13 protein-coding genes are annotated in these 19,240 nt (G+C 65.3%); 1 reads left to right on the top strand and 12 read right to left on the bottom strand.

Annotated features, from left to right (window positions below; genetic code table 11):
* Positions 1 to 134: 134 nt before the first annotated feature.
* Positions 135 to 1,517, bottom strand: coding sequence for an ethanolamine ammonia-lyase subunit EutB (locus IVA81_RS06970; protein ID WP_247314094.1), 1,383 nt, complete (start codon positions 1,515 to 1,517; stop codon positions 135 to 137).
* Positions 1,518 to 1,741: 224 nt separating this feature from the next.
* Between IVA81_RS06970 and IVA81_RS06965 the strand changes: the two genes are divergently transcribed.
* Positions 1,742 to 3,481 carry a methyl-accepting chemotaxis protein gene (locus tag IVA81_RS06965; RefSeq protein ID WP_247314092.1) on the top strand — a complete coding sequence of 580 codons (1,740 nt, stop codon included), beginning with the start codon at positions 1,742 to 1,744 and terminating at the stop codon, positions 3,479 to 3,481.
* Positions 3,482 to 3,837: 356 nt separating this feature from the next.
* Here the strand turns inward: IVA81_RS06965 and IVA81_RS06960 are convergent, their stop codons facing one another.
* The 11 genes from IVA81_RS06960 to IVA81_RS06910 form a co-directional block, all read right to left on the bottom strand.
* The gene (locus tag IVA81_RS06960) at positions 3,838 to 4,329 is read right to left on the bottom strand and encodes a septal ring lytic transglycosylase RlpA family protein (protein WP_249812610.1); all 492 of its coding nucleotides are present in this window, start codon (positions 4,327 to 4,329) and stop codon (positions 3,838 to 3,840) included.
* Between the two features lie 321 nt (positions 4,330 to 4,650).
* Positions 4,651 to 5,865, bottom strand: a complete 1,215-nt coding sequence (locus IVA81_RS06955; protein WP_247314087.1) for an acyl-CoA dehydrogenase family protein — start codon at positions 5,863 to 5,865, stop codon at positions 4,651 to 4,653.
* A gap of 163 nt (positions 5,866 to 6,028) precedes the next feature.
* Positions 6,029 to 7,240 (bottom strand): ABC transporter substrate-binding protein, encoded by a 1,212-nt coding sequence (locus IVA81_RS06950; protein ID WP_247314085.1) that lies wholly within the window; start codon positions 7,238 to 7,240, stop codon positions 6,029 to 6,031.
* Between the two features lie 121 nt (positions 7,241 to 7,361).
* Positions 7,362 to 7,934 carry an HdeD family acid-resistance protein gene (locus tag IVA81_RS06945; RefSeq protein ID WP_247314084.1) on the bottom strand — a complete coding sequence of 191 codons (573 nt, stop codon included), beginning with the start codon at positions 7,932 to 7,934 and terminating at the stop codon, positions 7,362 to 7,364.
* Positions 7,935 to 8,057: 123 nt separating this feature from the next.
* The gene (locus IVA81_RS06940; RefSeq protein ID WP_247314082.1) at positions 8,058 to 9,581 is read right to left on the bottom strand and encodes an FAD-dependent oxidoreductase; all 1,524 of its coding nucleotides are present in this window, start codon (positions 9,579 to 9,581) and stop codon (positions 8,058 to 8,060) included.
* Between the two features lie 27 nt (positions 9,582 to 9,608).
* A complete protein-coding gene (gene folE, locus IVA81_RS06935; protein WP_247314080.1) occupies positions 9,609 to 10,235 on the bottom strand; it encodes a GTP cyclohydrolase I FolE in 627 nt (208 codons plus the stop codon).
* Positions 10,236 to 10,371: 136 nt separating this feature from the next.
* Complete coding sequence (locus IVA81_RS06930) at positions 10,372 to 11,262, bottom strand: alpha/beta hydrolase (RefSeq protein WP_247314079.1); 891 nt, start codon at positions 11,260 to 11,262, stop codon at positions 10,372 to 10,374.
* 116 nt (positions 11,263 to 11,378) lie between these two features.
* Positions 11,379 to 12,206: an HD domain-containing protein gene (locus tag IVA81_RS06925; RefSeq protein WP_247314077.1), complete on the bottom strand. Its 828-nt coding sequence runs from the start codon at positions 12,204 to 12,206 to the stop codon at positions 11,379 to 11,381.
* Between the two features lie 206 nt (positions 12,207 to 12,412).
* Positions 12,413 to 13,291, bottom strand: a complete 879-nt coding sequence (locus IVA81_RS06920) for a transglutaminase family protein (RefSeq protein ID WP_247314075.1) — start codon at positions 13,289 to 13,291, stop codon at positions 12,413 to 12,415.
* Positions 13,288 to 15,816: a circularly permuted type 2 ATP-grasp protein gene (locus IVA81_RS06915; RefSeq protein ID WP_247314073.1), complete on the bottom strand. Its 2,529-nt coding sequence runs from the start codon at positions 15,814 to 15,816 to the stop codon at positions 13,288 to 13,290. Before IVA81_RS06915 ends, IVA81_RS06920 begins: the two co-directional genes overlap by 4 nt.
* Before the next feature lie 27 nt (positions 15,817 to 15,843).
* Positions 15,844 to 19,113, bottom strand: coding sequence for a transglutaminase family protein (locus IVA81_RS06910; RefSeq protein ID WP_247314071.1), 3,270 nt, complete (start codon positions 19,111 to 19,113; stop codon positions 15,844 to 15,846).
* Positions 19,114 to 19,240 lie beyond the last annotated feature (127 nt).

Here is a 19,240-nt window from a genome sequence, read left to right as displayed (position 1 = left end):
GAATGGTGCGGAAATTGCCAGCCAGACATATAGCGTAACGCTGTCGCCGGAATTTCTCAATATTGTGGCACAAGCATAATTCCGGCAGGCGCCGATGGTTTCCTGAAGGGGAGAGTTTGACGCCTCGTACGGCCTCACGCAATCAGCCGCGAGGCAAAATCGGGCAGCAGGCCTGCATCGCCGGCAAGCCGGAAATCGGCGCCTGTAATGCCGGACCGCGCCAGCCAGTCGTCGAATTCCGGCGCGCGGCGCAAACCGAAGACGTCACGGACATAGAGCGCGTCGTGAAAAGACGTCGACTGGTAGTTCAGCATGACGTCGTCGGCACCGGGGACGCCCATGATGAAGGTGACGCCGGCGGCGGCGAGCAGCGTCAGCAGATTATCCATGTCGTCCTGGTCCGCCTCGGCGTGGTTGGTGTAGCAGATGTCGATCCCGAGCGGCAGGCCGAGCAGCTTGCCGCAGAAATGATCCTCCAGTCCCGCCCGGATGATTTCCTTGCCGTCATAGAGATATTCCGGGCCGATGAAGCCGACCACGCTGTTGACCAATAGCGGGGCAAAGGCGCGGGCGACCGCATAGGCGCGCGCCTCGCAGGTCTGCTGGTCGACACCATGATGGGCGCCAGCCGACAGCGCCGAGCCCTGGCCGGTCTCGAAATACATCACGTTCTGCCCGACGGTGCCGCGCCGCAGTGACAGCCCGGCCTCCTGCGCCTCCTTCAGGAGCGCAAGGTCGATGCCGAAGCTGCGGTTGGCGGCCTCGGTGCCGGCGACCGACTGGAAGACGAGATCGACCGGCACGCCCTGCCCGATCAGCGACAGCGTCGTCGTGACATGGGTCAGCACGCAACCTTGCGTGGGGATCTTCAGCCGCGCGATGATCTCGTCGAGCAGCCGCAGCAATTGCGCGATGACGGCCGGATCGTCGCTCGCGGGATTGATGCCGATGCAGGCATCGCCGGCCCCGAGCAGGATGCCATCCAGGATCGAGGCAGTGATGCCCCTGGCATCGTCGAACGGGTGGTTGGGCTGCAGCCGCGTGCTCATCCGGCCCTTCAGGCCGATGGTGTTGCGGAAGGCGGTGGTGACCTCGCATTTGCGCGCCGCCAGGATCAGGTCCTGGTTGCGCATCAGTTTTGAGACCGCAGCCGCCATCTCCGGGGTAATGCCGGGCCCGAGCGTCTTCAGGACCTCCGACGTGGCGGCATCCGACAGCAGCCAGTCGCGGAAGCCGCCGACCGTCAGGGATGCCACCGGCGCGAACGCTCTTGCGTCATGGCTGTCGATGACGAGGCGAGTGACCTCGTCGGCCTCATAGGGGATGACGGCCTCCTGCAGGAATTGGGCGAGCGGAACGTCGGCGAGCGCCATTCGCGCCGCGATCATCTGCTCGGCAGTGTCGACGGCGATCCCGGCCAGCCGGTCGCCGGAGCGCGGCGGCGTCGCCTTGGCAAGGAGATCGCGCAGGTCCGGGAACGTGTAGCTCGTGGCATCGATGGTGTGGCGGTAGACCAAGGGCCTCTCCGGGGTTCCTCGGCGAACGGCCGAGTCCAGCGCGATCCCAAGACTATACCTTTAGATCAAGACGCTGAAATATCTTACCTTTCATTCGACTTAGGGCGAAGGCGCAAACACTGCCCGTTAACGCCGCATCCATCTTCGTTCTGCATAGTTTTGCATCAAATCCAAACGACCGTGCTCACCGGCCGCTCCAGGCCATCTCGGGCCCCTTGAAAGCCATGACATCAGACCGATCTGGGAATGCCGCCGGCCTCGCCGGCCGCTTCACGCTTGCCACCAAGCTTTATGCAATCTTCGCGCTGTTCGCCCTGCTCACGGCGGCGATCGCGGGGCTGTCCGACTACAACAGCCGCCGCAGCGCCGACCTGGCCAGCGCGATCGAGACGGCGAATGCCGCCGCGCTGAATGTCGAGCGGGTCAATTCGCTGGTCTATGCGGTTGTGATGGAGTCGCGCGGCGTCTACATGTCGACCGAGCCCGCCGTCGTGAAGAAATACGGCGAGGGCCTGCTCAAGTTCAACGCGCAGATCCTCGACGTCGTGAAGCGCTGGGAGACCATCGTCAAAGCCGACGATGCCGAGCAGTTTGCGACCTTCAAGAAGCGCATCGAGCAGTTCGTCGAATTCCGCAAGGAGCTGGTGCGCCGCGGCGTCGAGATCAATGCGGCCGCGGGCCGCGAATGGGGCGACAACGACGCCAACCGCGCCGTGCGCTCGGCGCTGAACAAGGATCTCGAGGCGCTGTCCAAGGTCTATGCCGAGCGCGCCAGGCAGATCGCGCAGCAGACCGAGACCAATCGCGAATTGTCCTTCGTGCTCACCTGCCTCGGGGGCGTGGCTCTGGCCCTGGTCGTGATCGGGATCGTCATCATCGCCCGCTCGGTCGCCCGGCCGCTTGCCGCGATCACCGCCACCATCAAGCAGGTCGCCGACGGGACCGAGGGCGTCGTGGTACCGCACTCTGACCGCGCCGACGAGATCGGCGCGCTCGCCCGCGCGATCCAGGTCTTCCAGGCGGCCATGGGCCGCAACCGCAACCTCGCCTCGCAGGTTTCGCAGGACGCCGCCGCACGCGAGGAGCGCGCCCGTCACATCGAACGATCCGTCGAGGCGTTTGGCGAGGCGATCGGCGCGATCATGCGCGGCCTCAGCGACAACGCCTCCGTCATGCGCGAGACCGCGCAGACCATCACCCGCGTCACCGCGGACGCCAGCAGCCGCGCCGGCACGGCGGCGAACGCCACCGAGCAGGCCTCGCATAACGTCACGGCGGTGGCGGGCGCGGCCGAGGAGCTTTCGGCGTCCGTGGTCGAGATCGGCCGCCAGGTGCGCCAGAGCGCCGGCGCGGTCGAGCAGACCGGCCAGCGCACCGAGAAGTCGATCTCCGAGATCGAAAGCCTTGCCGCGGCCACCCAGCGCATCGACGGCGTGCTCAGCCTGATCCAGGCGATCGCCGAGCAGACCAACCTGCTGGCGCTCAACGCCACCATCGAGGCCGCGCGTGCCGGCGATGCCGGCCGCGGCTTTGCCGTCGTCGCCCATGAAGTGAAGGCGCTGGCGGGACAGACCGCGAAGGCGACCGCCGATATCAGCGAGAACGTCGCGATGATCCAGGCCTCGACCCGCAACGCGGTCGACGCCGTCCGCGAGATCGGCGGCGCGGTGCGCGAGATCAACGAGGTCACCTCGGCGATCGCCGGCGCCGTCAGTCAGCAGGACCAGGCCACGCGCGAGATCTCGTCCAACGCGCAATCGGCGGCGCAGGGCAACGAGACCCTGGTCGCCAACATCACCTCGCTCCGCGACGCCATCGGGGAGACCGATACGGCAGCAGCCTCCGTGCTGACGGCAGCGAGCAGCCTGACGGAGACGGCGGACACCCTGTCGCGCGAGGTGGAGAAGTTCTTCCAGAACCTGCGGTCCGGGTCGGTGGACGACCGTATCGCCAAGGCGGGATGACGAAGCCCACCGTTCACGACGGCGGCGGCGGACATGCCAAAAGAAAAACTGAAAAACAACCCCATGCACAGTAGCCGGGGTTAGCGAGATCAATGACTTGGCCGACGGCGCGAAGAGACGCGGGACTTCGCGGCAGAATTCGGCTGCGTTTAAGGTGATCGTCGATGCGCTGCGGCATCACGACGCGCGGAGAAGCGCGGCTAAAGCATGATCCGGAAAAGTGCGCAGCGGTTTTCCGAAAAGATCATGCTCAAACAACAACCTAAAGCGCGATGGCGATTTATCCTAATCGCATCGCGCTTTAGGGCCGACGTGTTTCCTCGATCCGGGAACGCTGTCCTCCTTCGGCATAGCGTTCAGCCAACCGGCCCAGTGGTCCAATCGTCGCCGGACAGCGGCTTGACCGTGACGTCAGGAATGACTCCAAGTTCCATGCTCGGATCGAAGTGGCGCATCGTCCGCTCATTGAGGTCAATGATGCGACCGGGCCTGAGCGGCCCCACGTCGTTGATCTTGACGATGACCTTCTTACCGACGGCCTCGACGAGAGCATATTTCGGTCTCGCTCCAAATTGGATTCCACCAAATTTCTGACGCAAGCTCGTCTTGATGGCAGCCGTCCAAACCGAGGGATCATAACGCTCGCCGGAGGCTGTGCTCGGGCCGCCCTCCTCCTTGCCGGGCTTGAACGGATTATACGTGGATGCTGCGCCAACGATCGCATCCCCAGAGGCGGCATCGACGACGGCGCTTGAATGAACCCTACCTGTTTCGCTTCGAGCGACGGTCACAGAAACGACAAGCGTAATCAGGGCGCCGCAAATCGCGGCGCTCCAGCGGAACACCATTACATCTCCTTTGATTTTCTCGATCGTCCGGTTCACGACGCCGCAACATGGGCAAGCGAACGCGAAAGCGTTTCCGAACTTGCGCCAATCTTGTGCGGATTCCAGCCGACCCTGGCTGCGGAACCGGTGTGGGAACCAGAGCAGTCCCCACACAGTGTTTTAGTTGTCGCCGTCTAAGACAAGGATTGCGTCAGCAGCATGACACCCAGAGCGGGTCTCGGCTCCGGAGTCTTACGTGCTCGGCGGTATAAGCGCATTGCGCAACGCGAGACTGCAGGACATGTTGCATATCGCTGTTCGGCAACAAGGAGGCTTCTCCCCCTACCCCATCACCCCACCCCGCCTGATCAGCTCCTTGCCCACCGCCGCCAGATGCACCTGGTCCGGTCCGTCGCCGATGCGGATGAAGCGGGCGTAGACATAGGCGCGGGCGAGGAAAGTGTCCTGGGAGACGCCGGCGGCGCCGTGGATCTGGATGGCGCGGTCGATGACGCGCGCGGCCATGCTGGGGACCACGATCTTGGCGGCGGCGATCAGGTCGCGCGCCGCCTTGTTGCCTTCGCGGTCCATCTTGTCGGCGGCTTGCAGCGTGAGCAGACGCGCCTGCGCGATCTCGCAGAAGGAATGTGCGATATCCTCGCGCACCGAGCCCTGCTCGGCGAGCGGCTTGCCGAAGGCCGTGCGGGAGACAGCGCGCTGACACATCAATTCAAGTGCGCGCTGGGCGCAGCCGATCAGCCGCATGCAATGATGGATGCGGCCGGGGCCTAGCCGCCCCTGCGCGATCTCGAAGCCGCGGCCCTCGCCAAGCAAGATGTTCTCCGCGGGCACGCGGACGTTCTCGTAGACGATCTCGGGATGGCCGACCGGAGCGTCGTCGTAGCCGTAGGTGAGCATGTCGCGGACAATGCGGACGCCGGGCGCGTTCTTGGGGACCAGGATCATGGATTGCTGGCGATGGCGATCGGGATCGTCGGGCGCAGTCTTGCCCATCACGATCAGAATCTCGCAATCCTCGTTCATCGCGCCTGAGGTGAACCATTTGCGGCCATTGATGACGTAGTCGCCGCCATCGCGTTTGATCTCGCACTGGATGTTGGTGGCGTCGCTGGAGGCGACCTGCGGCTCCGTCATCGAGAAGCCGGAGCGGATGCGCCCTTCCAGCAGCGGCTTCAGCCAACGCTCCTGCTGCGCCTTGGTGCCGTAATTGGCCAGCACCTCCATGTTGCCGACATCGGGCGCCGAGCAATTGAAGACCTCGGGCGCCCAGAGAATGCGGCCCATAATCTCCTTCACGGGCGCATATTCGAGATTGGTCAGACCCGGTCCGTGCTCGCCTGACAAAAACAGGTTCCAGAGCCCCTGCTCCCGCGCCAGCCGCTTCAAGTCCTGCAACACGGGCGGCGTCCTGTAGCGCGCGGCTTCCGGCTTCACCTGCTCGTAATAGATATCCTCGACCGGCTCGACATGTGTCCGCATGAACTGGCGGACGCGCTCCTGCAGCTCCAGCGAACGGGCGGAGTGTCGAAAGTCCATGGTGGTCTCCTGTTCGCTTCGTCGAGAATCAGTGTCGTAGGGTGGGCAAAGCGAAGCGTGCCCACGCTTTTTTTTCCACCGAGAGAGGTGGTGGGCACGGCGCAAGGGCGCCTTTGCCCACCCTACGACTGCCGACTCGCGGAGAGAGCCTCTCGGTTGCCCCTCACGTCCCCTTCAGCAATTCGCTCGCTACCACCCAGTCGTTGCCGTCGAACTGGAGCATATAGCCGTCCTTGATCGGGCGGAAATCCTGCGGCGTGGTGTTGAGCGTGATGCCGGGCATCAGCAGCGACAGCGGCACGTTCTTCAGGTTCGCCGCCTGCGCCATGATGTTCTCGCGCGTGAGATTGTCCTTGCACTGCCTCAGCAGCACCACCAGCGCCTCGGCGACCGTGTAGCCGTAGAGGCCGGCGACGTTGTTGATGTCGGCGTTGGGCAGGCGCTTCTTCATCAAGTCGATATAGGCCGTCATCGCCGGATCGTCCTTCGGCGCCTCGACGAACGGCTTGAGCGCGCCGAGCGACAGCACGCCCTTGCCGGCCTCGAGGCCCGCTGGCACCATCACGGTTGCCTTGTTGGCGCAGCCAGAGGCGAGGAAGCGCGTCGGCTGCCAACCGACCTCGTGGGCCTTGCGGATCGCCTGCGCGCAGGCGCGCGGTGTCACCGAATAGATCATGAAGACGTCGGCCTTGGTGTTCGCCAGCGTCAGCACCTGGGAATCGACGGTGGGATCAGCGACCTCGAAGCTCGAGGCCATCGCGATCGCCTTGTCGGCATCCGGACCGAGCGCCTCCTTGACGCCGCGCAAGTATTCCTTGCCGGCGTCGTCGTTCTGATAGAGCAGCGCGAACCGCGCGTTCGGATTCTTGGCGCGGGCATAGGCGACGTCGATTGCGGCCTCGCTGGTGTAGTTCGGCGCCCAGGGCAGCGCCATCGACCAGGGCATGTTGGCGGGATCGTTCCACTTGGAGGCCGAGCTGATCAGGAAAAGCTGCGGCACCTTGTTGCTGTTGAGATATTTCGCGATCGCCGAGCTCGGCGCCGTGCCCATGGTCGCGAAGATGAAGGCAACGCCGTCGCCTTCGACGAGACGCCGGGCGGCTTCCATGGTCTTCGGCGGCGAGAACGCGTCGTCCAGCGAGATCAGATTGAGCTTGCGGCCATTGATCCCGCCTTTGTCGTTGACCTCGTCGAAATAGGCCGCGATCACCCGGCCCGTGATGCTGAGCGGCGAGGCCGGCCCGCTATAGGGCATGGTGTTGCCGATCTTGATCTCGGTGTCGCTGACGCCGGGACCGTAGGATTTTTGCGCGGCGGCAGGCGTCGACAGGCAGGCGGCAGCCAGTGCTGCGGCCAGGACCAAAGCGGCTTTCATGGTTTCTCCCCGATGATCGTCGCCGCGAGCTGGTCAGGCGGCGTGCTGCTTTTTGTCAGCGCGTCAGATCAGCCGAGTTCCGCAAGATGGTCTTGCGTCGAGTTGCTGGTTGCCCGGCGCGCTAACGCCGCTTTAGGCTGAGGCCAAGGCTGACCCAGCCGGCGCCGGCCATGATCAGGTCGATGCCGAGGAACAGGCCGAGGATGTAGACGCTGTTCACCGGCCAGCGCGCCAGGATTAGCAGCCCGAGCAGCAGCGTGACGACCGCCGACAGCGCCACCCAGACCCACGGGCTTTCGCGCTTCATGTTGAAAGCGAGAAACAGCCTGACTGCGCCGGAGGCCAGCAGCGACGCGCCGAGGAACAGCGTCAGCAGAACCGCGGCAAATAGCGGGTTTGCGAAGGTGAGGAAGCCGGCGATGATGTAGAGCACGCCGAGCAATGCCCAGATCAAGAATTTCCCCCAGCTCTTCATCTGGAATGCGCCGATCACCTCGGTCACGCCGGCAACGATCATCATCGCGCCGACCACGATCACGCTCGCCACTGTTGCCATCACCATGCTGCCGAGCGCGACGAAACCGGCAATGAGGTAAACGACGCCGAGCGCAACGATCCAGCCCCATTTGGCATGTAGCGCCGAGATACCCGAGCCGAGACTGGAATGATGAGGCGCATCTGAAGCACTTGTCATGAGCCACTCCTGCATGCGAAGCCCGCGGGCACACGCCAGGATAGCACGCACCGGGCCGGGACAACAGCCAGCAGAGCAGCCCTCACCTGCTGCACCCTTGACGCAAATCAAGGTCGCGCAGCTTCAGCCGCGCGACCGCTCCATCTCCAATTCGGCCCTGAGATTGTCGAGATCGCGATAAATTGAAGCGACCGCAAGCACGCGACCCTCCTTGCGGTACTTCAGAAGGCAGTCTTTTCCGGAGATACTGCCGTCGATCGCGATGTCGTCGAAGTGCTCGGCGTGGCCGACATAGTTGATCGGCACGTCGTAGTGCTGACTCCAGAAGAACGGCACCGCATCGAAGCGCTCGCGCCTGCCGAGCATGTTACGCGCCGCGGCCTGACCCTGCCGCTCCGCCACCACCCAATGCTCGACGCGAATGGTTTGCCGGGAATGCGGATCGGGCCAGCGGGCAATGTCGCCGGCCGCGAAGATACCGGCCACGCTGGTCTCCAGATATTCGCTCACGCTGACGCCACGATCGGCCGCCAGCCCCGCCCGCTCGGCGAGCGCGAGGCGCGGCTTGACGCCGATGCCGACGACGACCAGGTCAGCTTCGATGACGGCGCCGCTCTTCAGCGTCGCGCGCGTGCCGTCGAGGTTTTCCACCGTATCCTTCAAGTGGAAGATAACACCGTTCTCCTCATGCAGGGACCGGACGAAATCGCCCATCTCACCGCCGAGCACTTTCTGCATCGGCCGCTCTTCCGGCGCGACCACGTGCACCTCGATTTTGCGCGCGCGCAAGGAAGCCGCAACTTCGAGGCCGATGAAGCTGGCGCCGATCACCAGCGCGCGCCTGGCACTCCCCGCGGCCTTGATGATGGCGCGGCTGTCGGCGACGGAGCGCAAGGTGTGAACATGCGGCTGGTCCGCGCCCGGAATCTGCAGTTTGACTGGCTCGGCGCCGGTCGCGAGCAGCAGCCGATCGAATGGGAGCTTGTCGCCATTGCCGAGCGTGACACTGCGCGTCTTCGCATCGATGGCGGAGACGTCGGTGTTGAGCCTGAGATCGATGCCTGCGTTCTGGTAATAGTCCTCATCGCGCAGCGGCAACCAGTCCTCCGGCGCGTTGCCCGCGAGATAATCCTTGGAGAGGTTTGGCCGGTCGACCGGCATCGCGCCGTCATTGCTGAGCATGGTAATGGCGCCGGCAAAGCCCTCGCGCCGGAGCGTCTCGGCGGCGGAGAAGCCAGCGGCGCCGCCGCCGACGATGACGAATTTGTCCGGCGTCGGCGCGCTGCGATGTGCGGCCGGCGGCGTCAGTGCCTCGCGCTTGCGCCGAACGATGATGTTGTCCCGATCGCGCGTCACCTCCCATACCGCCAGCGCGTTCAATGCCGGCGGGCGGGTGGCTTCGCCCGTACGCAAGGAGAAGCAGGCATGATGCCAGGGACAGCGGATGGTGTCGCCCACCACCAGTCCCTCGGCGAGCGGGCCGTGATAATGGCTGCAGGAGGGCTCGATCGCAAAAATTTCGCTGCCGGCCTGCACCAGCAGGACGCCTTCCTCCCCGACGTGACCGAGCAATTTGCCGTCCTTGAACGCGGTCAGCGATACGCCTTTGGTCAAGTCCGGTCCGTTCGGCCTGTTGTTCTCGGTCATGGCGCCGTCTCCTCGAGCTAGCGCGGGTCAATCGTCCGAATTGGCGAGCCCCAATAATTCCTGGCGCGTCAGCGCGTTGTCGCGGAACACACCCAGCATGCGGCTGGTGACGAGATCGGTCCCGGGCTTGTGCGCACCGCGCGTGGTCATGCAGTGATGCGTCGCCTTGATGATGACGCCGACGCCCTCGGGCTTAAGCACGTCGTTGATGGTATTGGCGATCTGCGCGGTCATTTTCTCCTGGATCTGGAGCCGTTTGGCGTAGACGTCGACCACGCGCGCAAGCTTGCTGATGCCGACGACGCGACCTTGCGGAATATAGGCGACCCAGGCGCGGCCGACGATCGGCGCCATGTGGTGCTCGCAATGGCTCTCGAAGCGAACGCCGCGCAGGACGATCATCTCGTCATAGCCTTCGATCTCCTCAAAGGTCTTTTGCAGGATTTCGGTCGGATCCTGCGCGTAGCCGGAAAAATACTCCTCGAAGGCACGTGCGACCCGGTCCGGCGTATCGCGCAGACCGTCGCGCGCGGGATCATCGCCCGCCCAGCGGATCATAGTCCGGATCGCCTGCTCGACCTCCGCCTTGTCAGGCCGTTCAGTCGGCACCTGTGCCACCGCGACACGTTCGAGCTTGCGCACTTGTGACTTCATCAAGATCCTCCCCTGCAACGAGCCCGCAGACAGAAGCGGCCCCACAGCTTGGACGGCTGCAATCGTAAAAGGTTCCCGGGATCAGGAAAAATCGGAAGGACGACAGGCAAGTCAGCCGCGAGACGAGAAACGGGCTTTATGAGGCCGCTTTCCGGACGTCGATCACGGCCTGCGCCCATTCGGCCGGCCGCTCCTGCGGCAAGTTATGACCGGCACCGGCGAAAACGCGGCGCTCGAACGCGCCCTCGAACTTGCGTGCGTGATGAGCGGTGCCGGGATTGACGCCGTCGCTGTCGCCGTCGATCGCGATGGTCGGGACGCGGATCGGCGGCCGCGCGGCGAGCCTTGCCTCGATCGCGACGTAAGCAGGATCGCCCGCGACCAGCGCGTAACGGTGGCGGTAGGAATGGATTACGACATCGACGAAATCAGGATTGTCGAAGGACACCGCGCTGCGCTCGAACGTTGTGTCGTCGAACACCCATGTCGGCGACCACATCGACCAGAGCTGGCGGGTGAAGCCGCGCCGGTTGCGCTCCAGCGCACGGCGGCCACGCTCGTTGTGGAAGAGATATTGATACCAGAGCGCGGCCTCCTCCGGCGGCGAGGCCGGCTCCATGGCGCGGGCGATGTTCTGGATGTTGTAGGAATTACCGGAAACGAGCCCGATTACGCGCTCCGGATAAAGCGCCGATACCACGCAAGCGGCGCGTCCGCCCCAGTCATAGCCGCCGACGACCGCGCGCGTGATGGCCAGCGCGTCCATGAAGGCCAGCAGATCAGCGCCGAGCGCCGCCTGCTCGCCGGAGCGCGGCGTCCCGGGAAAGCGAAACTGCGTCGGCCCATACCCGCGCAGCCAGGGCACCAGCACCCGCGCGCCGGCTTGTGCAATGATCGGCGCGGTTTCGGCATAGGCGTTCACGTCGTAGGGAAAACCGTGGCCCATGATGCAGGGCCAGCCATCCGGCGCGCCGTATTCGCGATAGGCGATGTCGAGGATATCCGTGGCGATCGTTTTTTGTTGCATGGTTGCTCACGGAATTGCGAAGCCGTAGCCCGGATGGAGCGAAAAGCGTAATCCGGGATTTGCGGATGCAGGGGTCCCGGATTGCGCTTCGCTCCATCCGGGCTACGAGAGCCTACCTACTTCTGCGGGCCGGACAGCGAGATGTCGCGCTCGGCGCGGAACACGTTGCTGTAAAGGTTGGCGATCCATTGCCGGCCGATCTCGGTCTTGTTGAGATAACCGATCTCGGTCTGGATGTGGGGTGCGACGCTGTTCCAGTAGAATTGTGGATAGCGGTTCACGATGTCGGCCGGCGAATCGTAGCCGAGCTGGCGATTCATGCCGACCTCTTCGAACTCGTAATACAGCGCGTTGGCCTTGCGCAGATAGTTGGGATCGCCGAGCTGGCCGATGAAGTCGGCCGCGCGCAGGATCGAGGCTTCGTCGTCATATTCCTGCCCCTGGCGGGCCGGAAAGCGCGTGCCCTCGATGGCGCGGGCAACGCGCTCGGGATCGACTCCGGGAATATGCCGCAGCCGCCGCGTCACATAAAGCTTCGAGCGATCGACGTGATACATCATCAGGCTCGCGTCCGATGCACCGCGCGGCAACGAGATCTTGGTGTCGGCCGCATCGATAACAAAGCCGTCGGAATCGTCCTCCTCGAACAGCCCGCGCACATAGCCGATGTCGTGGGCGAGGCAGGCAATCAGGACATGGACGTAGTCCTCAGCCGACAGGTGGGTATGAAGACTCCGGCCGCCGAGGATGGCCTGAGCTGCCAGCGTCACCAGCATCGTATGCTCGATATTGTGATAGAGCGCATCGCTGTTGCCGATGCATTCCATCGCGGTGCGGGTCGCGCTCTCGATGATGTTGGCAGAAGTCTCATCGTACCGGCGACGCATGAACTTACCGAGGAAGCCCTCGAGGGATTCAGCCGCCAGTCTCGGTAAGGTTATCATGGATGCAGCCCCGTCCGCCGCTGGTGTCCCACGCTCTCTCCCGACGTCTCTCTCATTCTCGACGCAAGCCAGCATAGCCCATCTTGGGCCGGCTGACCAAACCCTTGGCAACGCGATTAGGGAAATATGTTACCGTTGTGCTATGCGACATCGCGGTTGCGGCAGCGGCCCGATACACCCTCGCGGCCGGCGACGGGAGCCCGCTTCTATCCCACCAGCAGCACGTCGACGGCGACGCCAAGCTTCTGCTTGGGTGAACCGACGATGATGCCGTCGACGGGCGAGACGTCGGAAAAATCGCGCCCGACCGCAAGCACGATATGGTCGTTGCCAATCAGCAGGTCGTTGGTCGGGTCAAAATCGACCCAGCCAAGCTCAGCCCCGCACCACAGCGACACCCAGGCATGGGTGGCATCGGCGCCTTGCAGGCGCGCCTGGCCCGGCGGCGGAATGGTGCGCAGATATCCGCTGACATAGGCCGCTGGCAGACCGAGCCCGCGCAGCCCTGCGATCATCACATGGGCAAAATCCTGGCAGACGCCGTGACGCTTGTCGAAAACCTCGCCAAGCGGCGTCGAGATCACCGTCGCCTTGGGATCGTAGCGAAACTCGGTGCGAATGCGACGCATGAGATCGACCGCGCCCTCGAGGACGCCCGCACCGGGCGCAAAGCTCAAAGCCGCGTAGGCGCTGACGGGACGCAGCACCGGCACCAGCGGGCTGGCAAAGACATAACCGACCGGCGAGGCCGGCCCGAGGCTCGTCGCCTCGAAGGCGATATCGCGAACGCTCTCCCAGGACGGGCTTGAGGCATCGCGCGCCGGCGGCCGGCGCGACACCGACACGCGCGAGCGCGAGTCGATCCGCAGATTGCGATGCGCGGCCTCGATCACCACGCTCTCGGTGAGCGCGCCGAAGAAATCGCGGCGGACGTTGCGCTCGGCCGGGCGCGGACGGATCTCGACATGGTGCGAGATCAGCTCCTGGCCGCCGCCGCTTCTGGGCTCCAGCCGCAAGGTGCAGCGGGCGAAGCTGACCGGATTCTCGTATTCGTAGGTGGTGACGTGACGGATGTCGTAGATCACGCCAGCCCCGTCAGCTTTTCCGGCCGGCTGGCATTGGGGCCATGCGGGAAGTAGTGCTGCCCGATCGCCTCGGCGAGGCTGAGCAGATCCTGCTCCAGCGCGAACAGCGTCTTGACCTCGAGCCTCTCGGCCTCTGCCGTCGCAAGCATCGCCTGCATCGCCACCGCAAGCCGTTGCGGCTTCTCGATCAGGCCGTGCTCCTTCAGGCTCGGCAGCGCGGCAATGTGCTCGTTCAACGTCGTCACCTGGAACGCCACCGAACGCGGATTGTAGCCGTCGAGCACGGCGAGGTCGCGTACCGGAGCCAGGATCGGCGCCAGCAGATAACGCGAGCGGTAGGTGATCTGGCAATCGACCAGCGTCAGCAGGATGTCGAGATCCTCGTCGCCGGCCTCATCATAGGCGAACTGGCGTGTGAAGCGCGTGGTGTTGATGGCGCGCTCGGTGCGACGGCCGATGTCGAGGAAGCGCCAGCCGGCAGCGCGGTTCATGTTCTCCTGCGCGAGGCCGGCGAAGCTCGCAAGCTCCTGCAAGGTCAGCTCGGCCGCGCTCAGCACGCTGTCATCGCCCTCGACCTCATAAGCGAGGCGCTCCGCCATTTCGGTGATGACCTGCCAGGCATCGGGCGACAGCCGCTCGCGCAAGGAGGTCGCGGTGCGCTGCGCCGCGCGGACCAGCGACAGCGCCGAGCCGAAACGCGCCTCGCTCTGCAAGGCTTCGGCCACGATGCGCCCCGCGGCCTTGCGCGAGGTTTGCGAGATCGCGCCCCAGGCCACCAGCAGGCGCTGGATCCGTTCGGCCGATTGCAGCGAGGCCGCGGTGCCCTTGTTGGGCCCGCTCGGCGAGCCCAAAGCGCGCACCAGCCGCAGCGTCGCCTCGGCGCGTTCGAGATAGCGGCCGAGCCAGAACAGATTGTCGGCGGCGCGGCTCGGCAGCACACCGGCGATACGGCGGATACGCACCTTGTCGGTTGCAGGCAGCAGCGTCGCGGCGGTCGCGACCTGCTTGTCGGAGACCACCCAGACGTCGGCGGCACGGGCGCCGTCGCCCATCGACACCGCGCGGGCATCCGGCTGATCGGCGATGCGGCAGAAGCCGCCGGGCATGATGGCCCAGCCGTCAGGCGTCGCCGCGGCGAACACGCGCAGCACGAAGGGGCGCGGCGTGATCTGGCCCTGCTCCCACACCGGCATGGTCGAAAGCCGCACCACCTCCTGGCCGACATAGTCCATGCCGCGTGTGGTGATGGCGTCGACCAGGCGTTGGCGGTCGCTCGCATCCAGCTCGCTCGCGAGCACCGGGCCGTTGCTGTCGAAGCCGGGCACGCCGCGCCGGTAGGCGCCTTCGATCGCGACCTCATCGAGCCGCGACAGCACCTCCTCGCGCGCGGCGCGCTGGCCGCACCACCAGGTCGCGATGTGCGGCATCTTCAGCTCTTCGCCGAGCAGGCGGCGGCTGAGTGCCGGCAGGAAGCCGAGCAGCGCCCGCGCCTCCAGGACGCCGGAACCCGGCATGTTGGCGATGACGACGCCGTCCTTGCGCAGCACGTCGATCAGGCCGGGGACGCCGAGATGCGAGGAGGCATCGAGCTCGAGCGGATCGAGTGAATTGGAATCGACGCGGCGCAAGAGCACGTCGAGCCGCTTCAGCCCGGCGACGGTGCGGATGTGGATACGGTTGTCGCTGACCGCGAGATCGTCGCCCTCGACCAGGAGGAAGCCGAGATAGCGGGCCAGCGTCGCGTGCTCGAAATAGGTCTCGCTGAAGCTGCCCGGCGTCAGCACGCCGATCCTGGGCTCGTCGCGGTCGGCGCGCGCGCGAAGTGAGTCGCGAAAGGCCTCGAAGAACGGCGCGACGCGCGGCACGTTCATCGACTTGTAGAGGTCGGACAAGGCGCGCGAGAGCACCAAGCGGTTCTCCAGCGCATAGCCCGCGCCCGACGGCGCCTGGGTGCGGTCGCCCAGCACCCACCAGCGGCCGTCAGGCCCGCGGCCGACATCGGCGGCATAGAGAGAGAGATAGCGCCCACCCGGCGGCGGCACGCCGCAGACGGGGCGGAGATATTCGGGGCTGCCGGCGATCGCAGCCGCTGGCAGCGCGCCTTCCGCGACCAGCCGGCCCTCGCCATAGATGTCGCGCAGCACGCGCTCGAGCAGCTCGGCGCGCTGGGTGATGCCGGCGCAAAGCTGCTGCCAGTCGGCCTCGTCGATCAAGAGCGGCAGATGGCTGATCGACCAGGGCCGGTCGGCGCTGTCGCCGGGGGCGCGATAGGTGACGCCGGCCTCGCGGAGGTGGCGGTCGGCCATGCCGAATCGCCGCTCGATCTCGTCGGGCGCGAGTGCGCCGAAGGCATCGAAGAAGCGGCTCCAGACCGCGCGCGGCGCGCCGTCGGGACCCAGGAACTCGTCGGGGATATCGGGCAGACGGCTGTAGTCGCGGACCCATTGCGCGAAGCGGCGCTGGCCTTCACGCTGATCTTGCGCCCTGCCCGCCTTGTCGTCCTCTTCCGCTGCGCCCTCGGCCATGCGCCTCTCCCTGCCCCACCATCATACTCATTGCAGGAGCGGGGTCCGCAAGTCGAGGGTCAGCGGGAACTCATTTGTGCGTTCCTCGGGCGGTGGCTGGACCGGTCCCGGCGTATGGCCGTGGTCCTGGAAGCGCGCCAGCCGCCGCGCCTCGGCCTCGTAGGTGTTGACCGGCTTGGTGTCATAGCTGCGCCCACCGGGATGGGCGACGTGATAGACGCAGCCGCCGAGCGAGCGGCCGTTCCAGCTGTCGATCAGGTCGAAGGTCAGGGGCGCGTGGACGGGAATGGTCGGGTGCAGGCCGGAGGCCGGCTGCCAGGCCTTGAAGCGGACGCCGGCCACGGCCTCGGCCGAGCGACCGGTCGACGTCATCGGCAGGGGGCGGCCGTTGCAGGTGACGATATGGCGGCCCTCGACGAAGCCTTCGGTCTTGACCTGGAGCCGCTCGACGGAGCTGTCGACATAGCGCACGGTGCCGCCGGCCGAGCCCTCCTCGCCCAGCACGTGCCAGGGCTCCAGCGCCTGGCGCAGCTCCAGCGTCACGCCGCCATGATGGACCCGGCCGAAGGCGGGAAAGCGGAATTCGAGCTGGGCCAGATACCATTCCGGCTCGAAGGGGTAGCCGAACTGCTTCAGCTCGGAGAGCACGTCCAGAAAATCGTCCCAGATGAAATGCGGCAGCATGTAACGGTCATGCAGCGCCGTGCCCCAGCGCACGAACTTGCCGGTTTGCGGCTCGCGCCACATCTTGGCGATCAGCGCGCGGATCAAAAGCTGCTGCGCCAGCGACATGCGCGGATCGGGCGGCATTTCGAGCGCGCGGAATTCAACGAGACCGAGCCGCCCCGTGGGCCCTTCCGGCGAATAGAGCTTGTCGATGCAGATCTCGGCGCGATGGGTGTTGCCGGTGATATCGACGAGCAGATGCCGGAACAGCCGGTCGACCAGCCATAGCGGTGTCTGGTAGCCCGGCGGCGGCACATGCGAGAGCGCGATCTCGAGCTCGTAGATGCTGTCGTGGCGGGCTTCGTCGATGCGCGGCGCCTGGCTGGTCGGGCCGATGAACAGGCCGGAGAAGAAATAGGACAGCGACGGATGCCGCTGCCAATACAGCACGAGACTCCTGAGCAGATCCGGCCGGCGCAAAAACGGCGAGTCCTGTGGGCTCGAACCGCCGACCACGACGTGGTTGCCGCCGCCGGTGCCGGTGTGGCGGCCGTCGACCAGGAAGCGGTTGGCGCCGAGGCGAACTTTGCCGGCGTCCTCATAGAGGCCGGAGGTGATGTCGACCGCCTCGCGCCAGCTCTTGGCCGGCTGGATATTGATCTCGATGACACCAGGATCGGGCGTCACCTTGATGACTTCGATGCGTGGATCGAACGGCGGCGGATAGCCCTCGACATGAACGTGAATCTGCATCTCCTCGGCGGTGGCTTCGAGCGCGGCGACCAGCTCGAGATAATCCTCGATGCGCTCGACCGGGGGCATGAAGGCGCAGAGCACGCCGTTGCGGACTTCGACCGACATCGCGGTGCGGACGGGGACGGACGTGTTGAGATGCTCGGGCTCGACCCGCGGTGGCGCTTCCGGACGCGCCGGCAACGTGAACACCGGTAGCTTGCCCCGCGCCTCCATCGGGTCCTGCTCGACGATGTAGGGATATTGGTTGGGCGGGACATAGCCAAGCGAGCCGATCGGCAAGCGCAAGCCCAGTGGTGAATCGCCCGGCATCAGGAATAGATGATTGCGCCGGAGTTGCCAGCGCTCGCTGCGCCAGCGCGGGGGCGCGTTCCACCGTTGCACCGGCAGCACGAAGCCGCGCGGCGTGTTGAGGCCTTCGTCGAACACGCGCGCCATGCGCGCGCGCGCTTCCGGATCGGACAATTTGGAGTCGGAGGGATCGACGTTGACGGGAAGCTCCGCTTCCTTCTGGAGCCAGTACGCGGTGTCCTCAAAGGCCGGCATGATGTAGCCGGGATCCAGCCCGAGCCGCAACGCCGCGCCCTCTACGAACGCCTGGGCGTCCTTGACCTCGGCGCGCCGCGGATTCTCGATCTTCGCGATCAGATCGGCATTCTTCCAGATCGGCACGCCGTCCTTGCGCCAGTACAGGCCAAATGCCCAGCGCGGCAGGCTTTCGCCGGGATACCATTTGCCCTCGCCATAATGCAGCAGCCCGCCCGGCGCGAAGCGCGTGTGCAGGCGGCGGATCAGATCATCGCCAAGGGCGCGCTTGGTCGGACCGACGGCTTCCGTATTCCATTCCGCCGCTTCGAGATCGTCGACCGAGACGAAAGTCGGCTCGCCGCCCATGGTGAGTCGCACGTCCTGCGCGGCGAGATCGCCATCGACCTGCTCGCCGAGATCATTGAGCCGCGCCCAGGATTCGTCCGAGAAAGGCTTTGTGATGCGCGGCGCCTCGCGGATGCGGCGGACGCTCATGTCGAAGGCGAACTCGACCTCGGCAAAACCGGCGCCGCCCGAAATCGGCGCGGCCGAGCGATAATGCGGCGTGGCGGCGACCGGGATATGCCCCTCGCCCGCGAGCATGCCGGAGGTCGCATCGAAACCGATCCACCCCGCACCCGGCAGATAGACCTCGGCCCAGGCGTGCAGGTCGGTGAAGTCGTTCTCGACTTCCGGCGGCCCCTCGATCGGATCGATGTCGGGACGGATCTGGATGAGATAGCCGGAGACGAAACGGGCGGCGAGACCGAGATGGCGGAAGGTCTGGATCAAAAGCCAGGCGGAGTCGCGGCACGATCCGGCACCGGAGGAGAGCGTCTCCTCCGGCGTCTGCACGCCGGGCTCCATCCGGATGATGTAACGGACGTGCTTCTGAAGCTCGCGATTGAGATCGACCAGGAAGTTGACGGTGTTCGGGGCCTCAGGCGGGATGGTATCGAGAAATTTCGCGAACAGGCGATCGGGCTTGATGGTCTCGAGATACGGCGCGAGCTCGGTCTTCAAATCCTTAGAATACTCGAACGGAAAGCTGTCGGCATAGGGCTCGACGAAGAAGTCGAACGGGTTGACCACCGTCATCTGCGCCGTGAAGTCGACCTCGATCTTCAATTCGGTCGTCTTCTCCGGGAAGACGTAGCGGGCGAGCCAGTTGCCTTGCGGATCCTGCTGCCAGTTCACGAAATGGTTGGATGGCGTGACCTTGAGCGAATAGCTCAGGACCGGCGTGCGCGTATGCGGCGCCGGCCGCAGCCGGATGGTCTGCGGTCCCAGGTCGATCGGACGGTCGTATTTGTAGTGCGTGACGTGATGCAATGCGACGTAGATCGACACGGGGTGCGGTGCTCCAGCAGCTTTTTTGAGCAGAACACCTGATGTGGGTGCGATCAAGCACTAACAACGGGCAGAGGGTGCCTACGACACGGGCGAGTGGCGAATAGCGAGTAGCCGTATCGTAGGG

The organism is Bradyrhizobium sp. 141 (assembly GCF_023074055.1).
Classification (GTDB): Bacteria; Pseudomonadota; Alphaproteobacteria; order Rhizobiales; family Xanthobacteraceae; genus Bradyrhizobium.
The sequence above is the reverse complement of the archived record's forward strand: the minus strand, read 5'-3'. Positions and strand labels throughout refer to the sequence as shown.

Bases quoted from the DNA above. Each gene is read 5' to 3' on its own strand.
- IVA81_RS06965 (WP_247314092.1), top strand. From the start codon at position 1,742: ATGACATCAGACCGATCTGGGAATGCCGCCGGCCTCGCCGGCCGCTTC.
- IVA81_RS06960 (WP_249812610.1), bottom strand. From the start codon at position 4,329: ATGGTGTTCCGCTGGAGCGCCGCGATTTGCGGCGCCCTGATTACGCTT.
- IVA81_RS06955 (WP_247314087.1), bottom strand. From the start codon at position 5,865: ATGGACTTTCGACACTCCGCCCGTTCGCTGGAGCTGCAGGAGCGCGTC.
- IVA81_RS06950 (WP_247314085.1), bottom strand. From the start codon at position 7,240: ATGAAAGCCGCTTTGGTCCTGGCCGCAGCACTGGCTGCCGCCTGCCTG.
- IVA81_RS06945 (WP_247314084.1), bottom strand. From the start codon at position 7,934: ATGACAAGTGCTTCAGATGCGCCTCATCATTCCAGTCTCGGCTCGGGT.
- IVA81_RS06940 (WP_247314082.1), bottom strand. From the start codon at position 9,581: ATGACCGAGAACAACAGGCCGAACGGACCGGACTTGACCAAAGGCGTA.
- folE (WP_247314080.1), bottom strand. From the start codon at position 10,235: ATGAAGTCACAAGTGCGCAAGCTCGAACGTGTCGCGGTGGCACAGGTG.
- IVA81_RS06930 (WP_247314079.1), bottom strand. From the start codon at position 11,262: ATGCAACAAAAAACGATCGCCACGGATATCCTCGACATCGCCTATCGC.
- IVA81_RS06925 (WP_247314077.1), bottom strand. From the start codon at position 12,206: ATGATAACCTTACCGAGACTGGCGGCTGAATCCCTCGAGGGCTTCCTC.
- IVA81_RS06915 (WP_247314073.1), bottom strand. From the start codon at position 15,816: ATGGCCGAGGGCGCAGCGGAAGAGGACGACAAGGCGGGCAGGGCGCAA.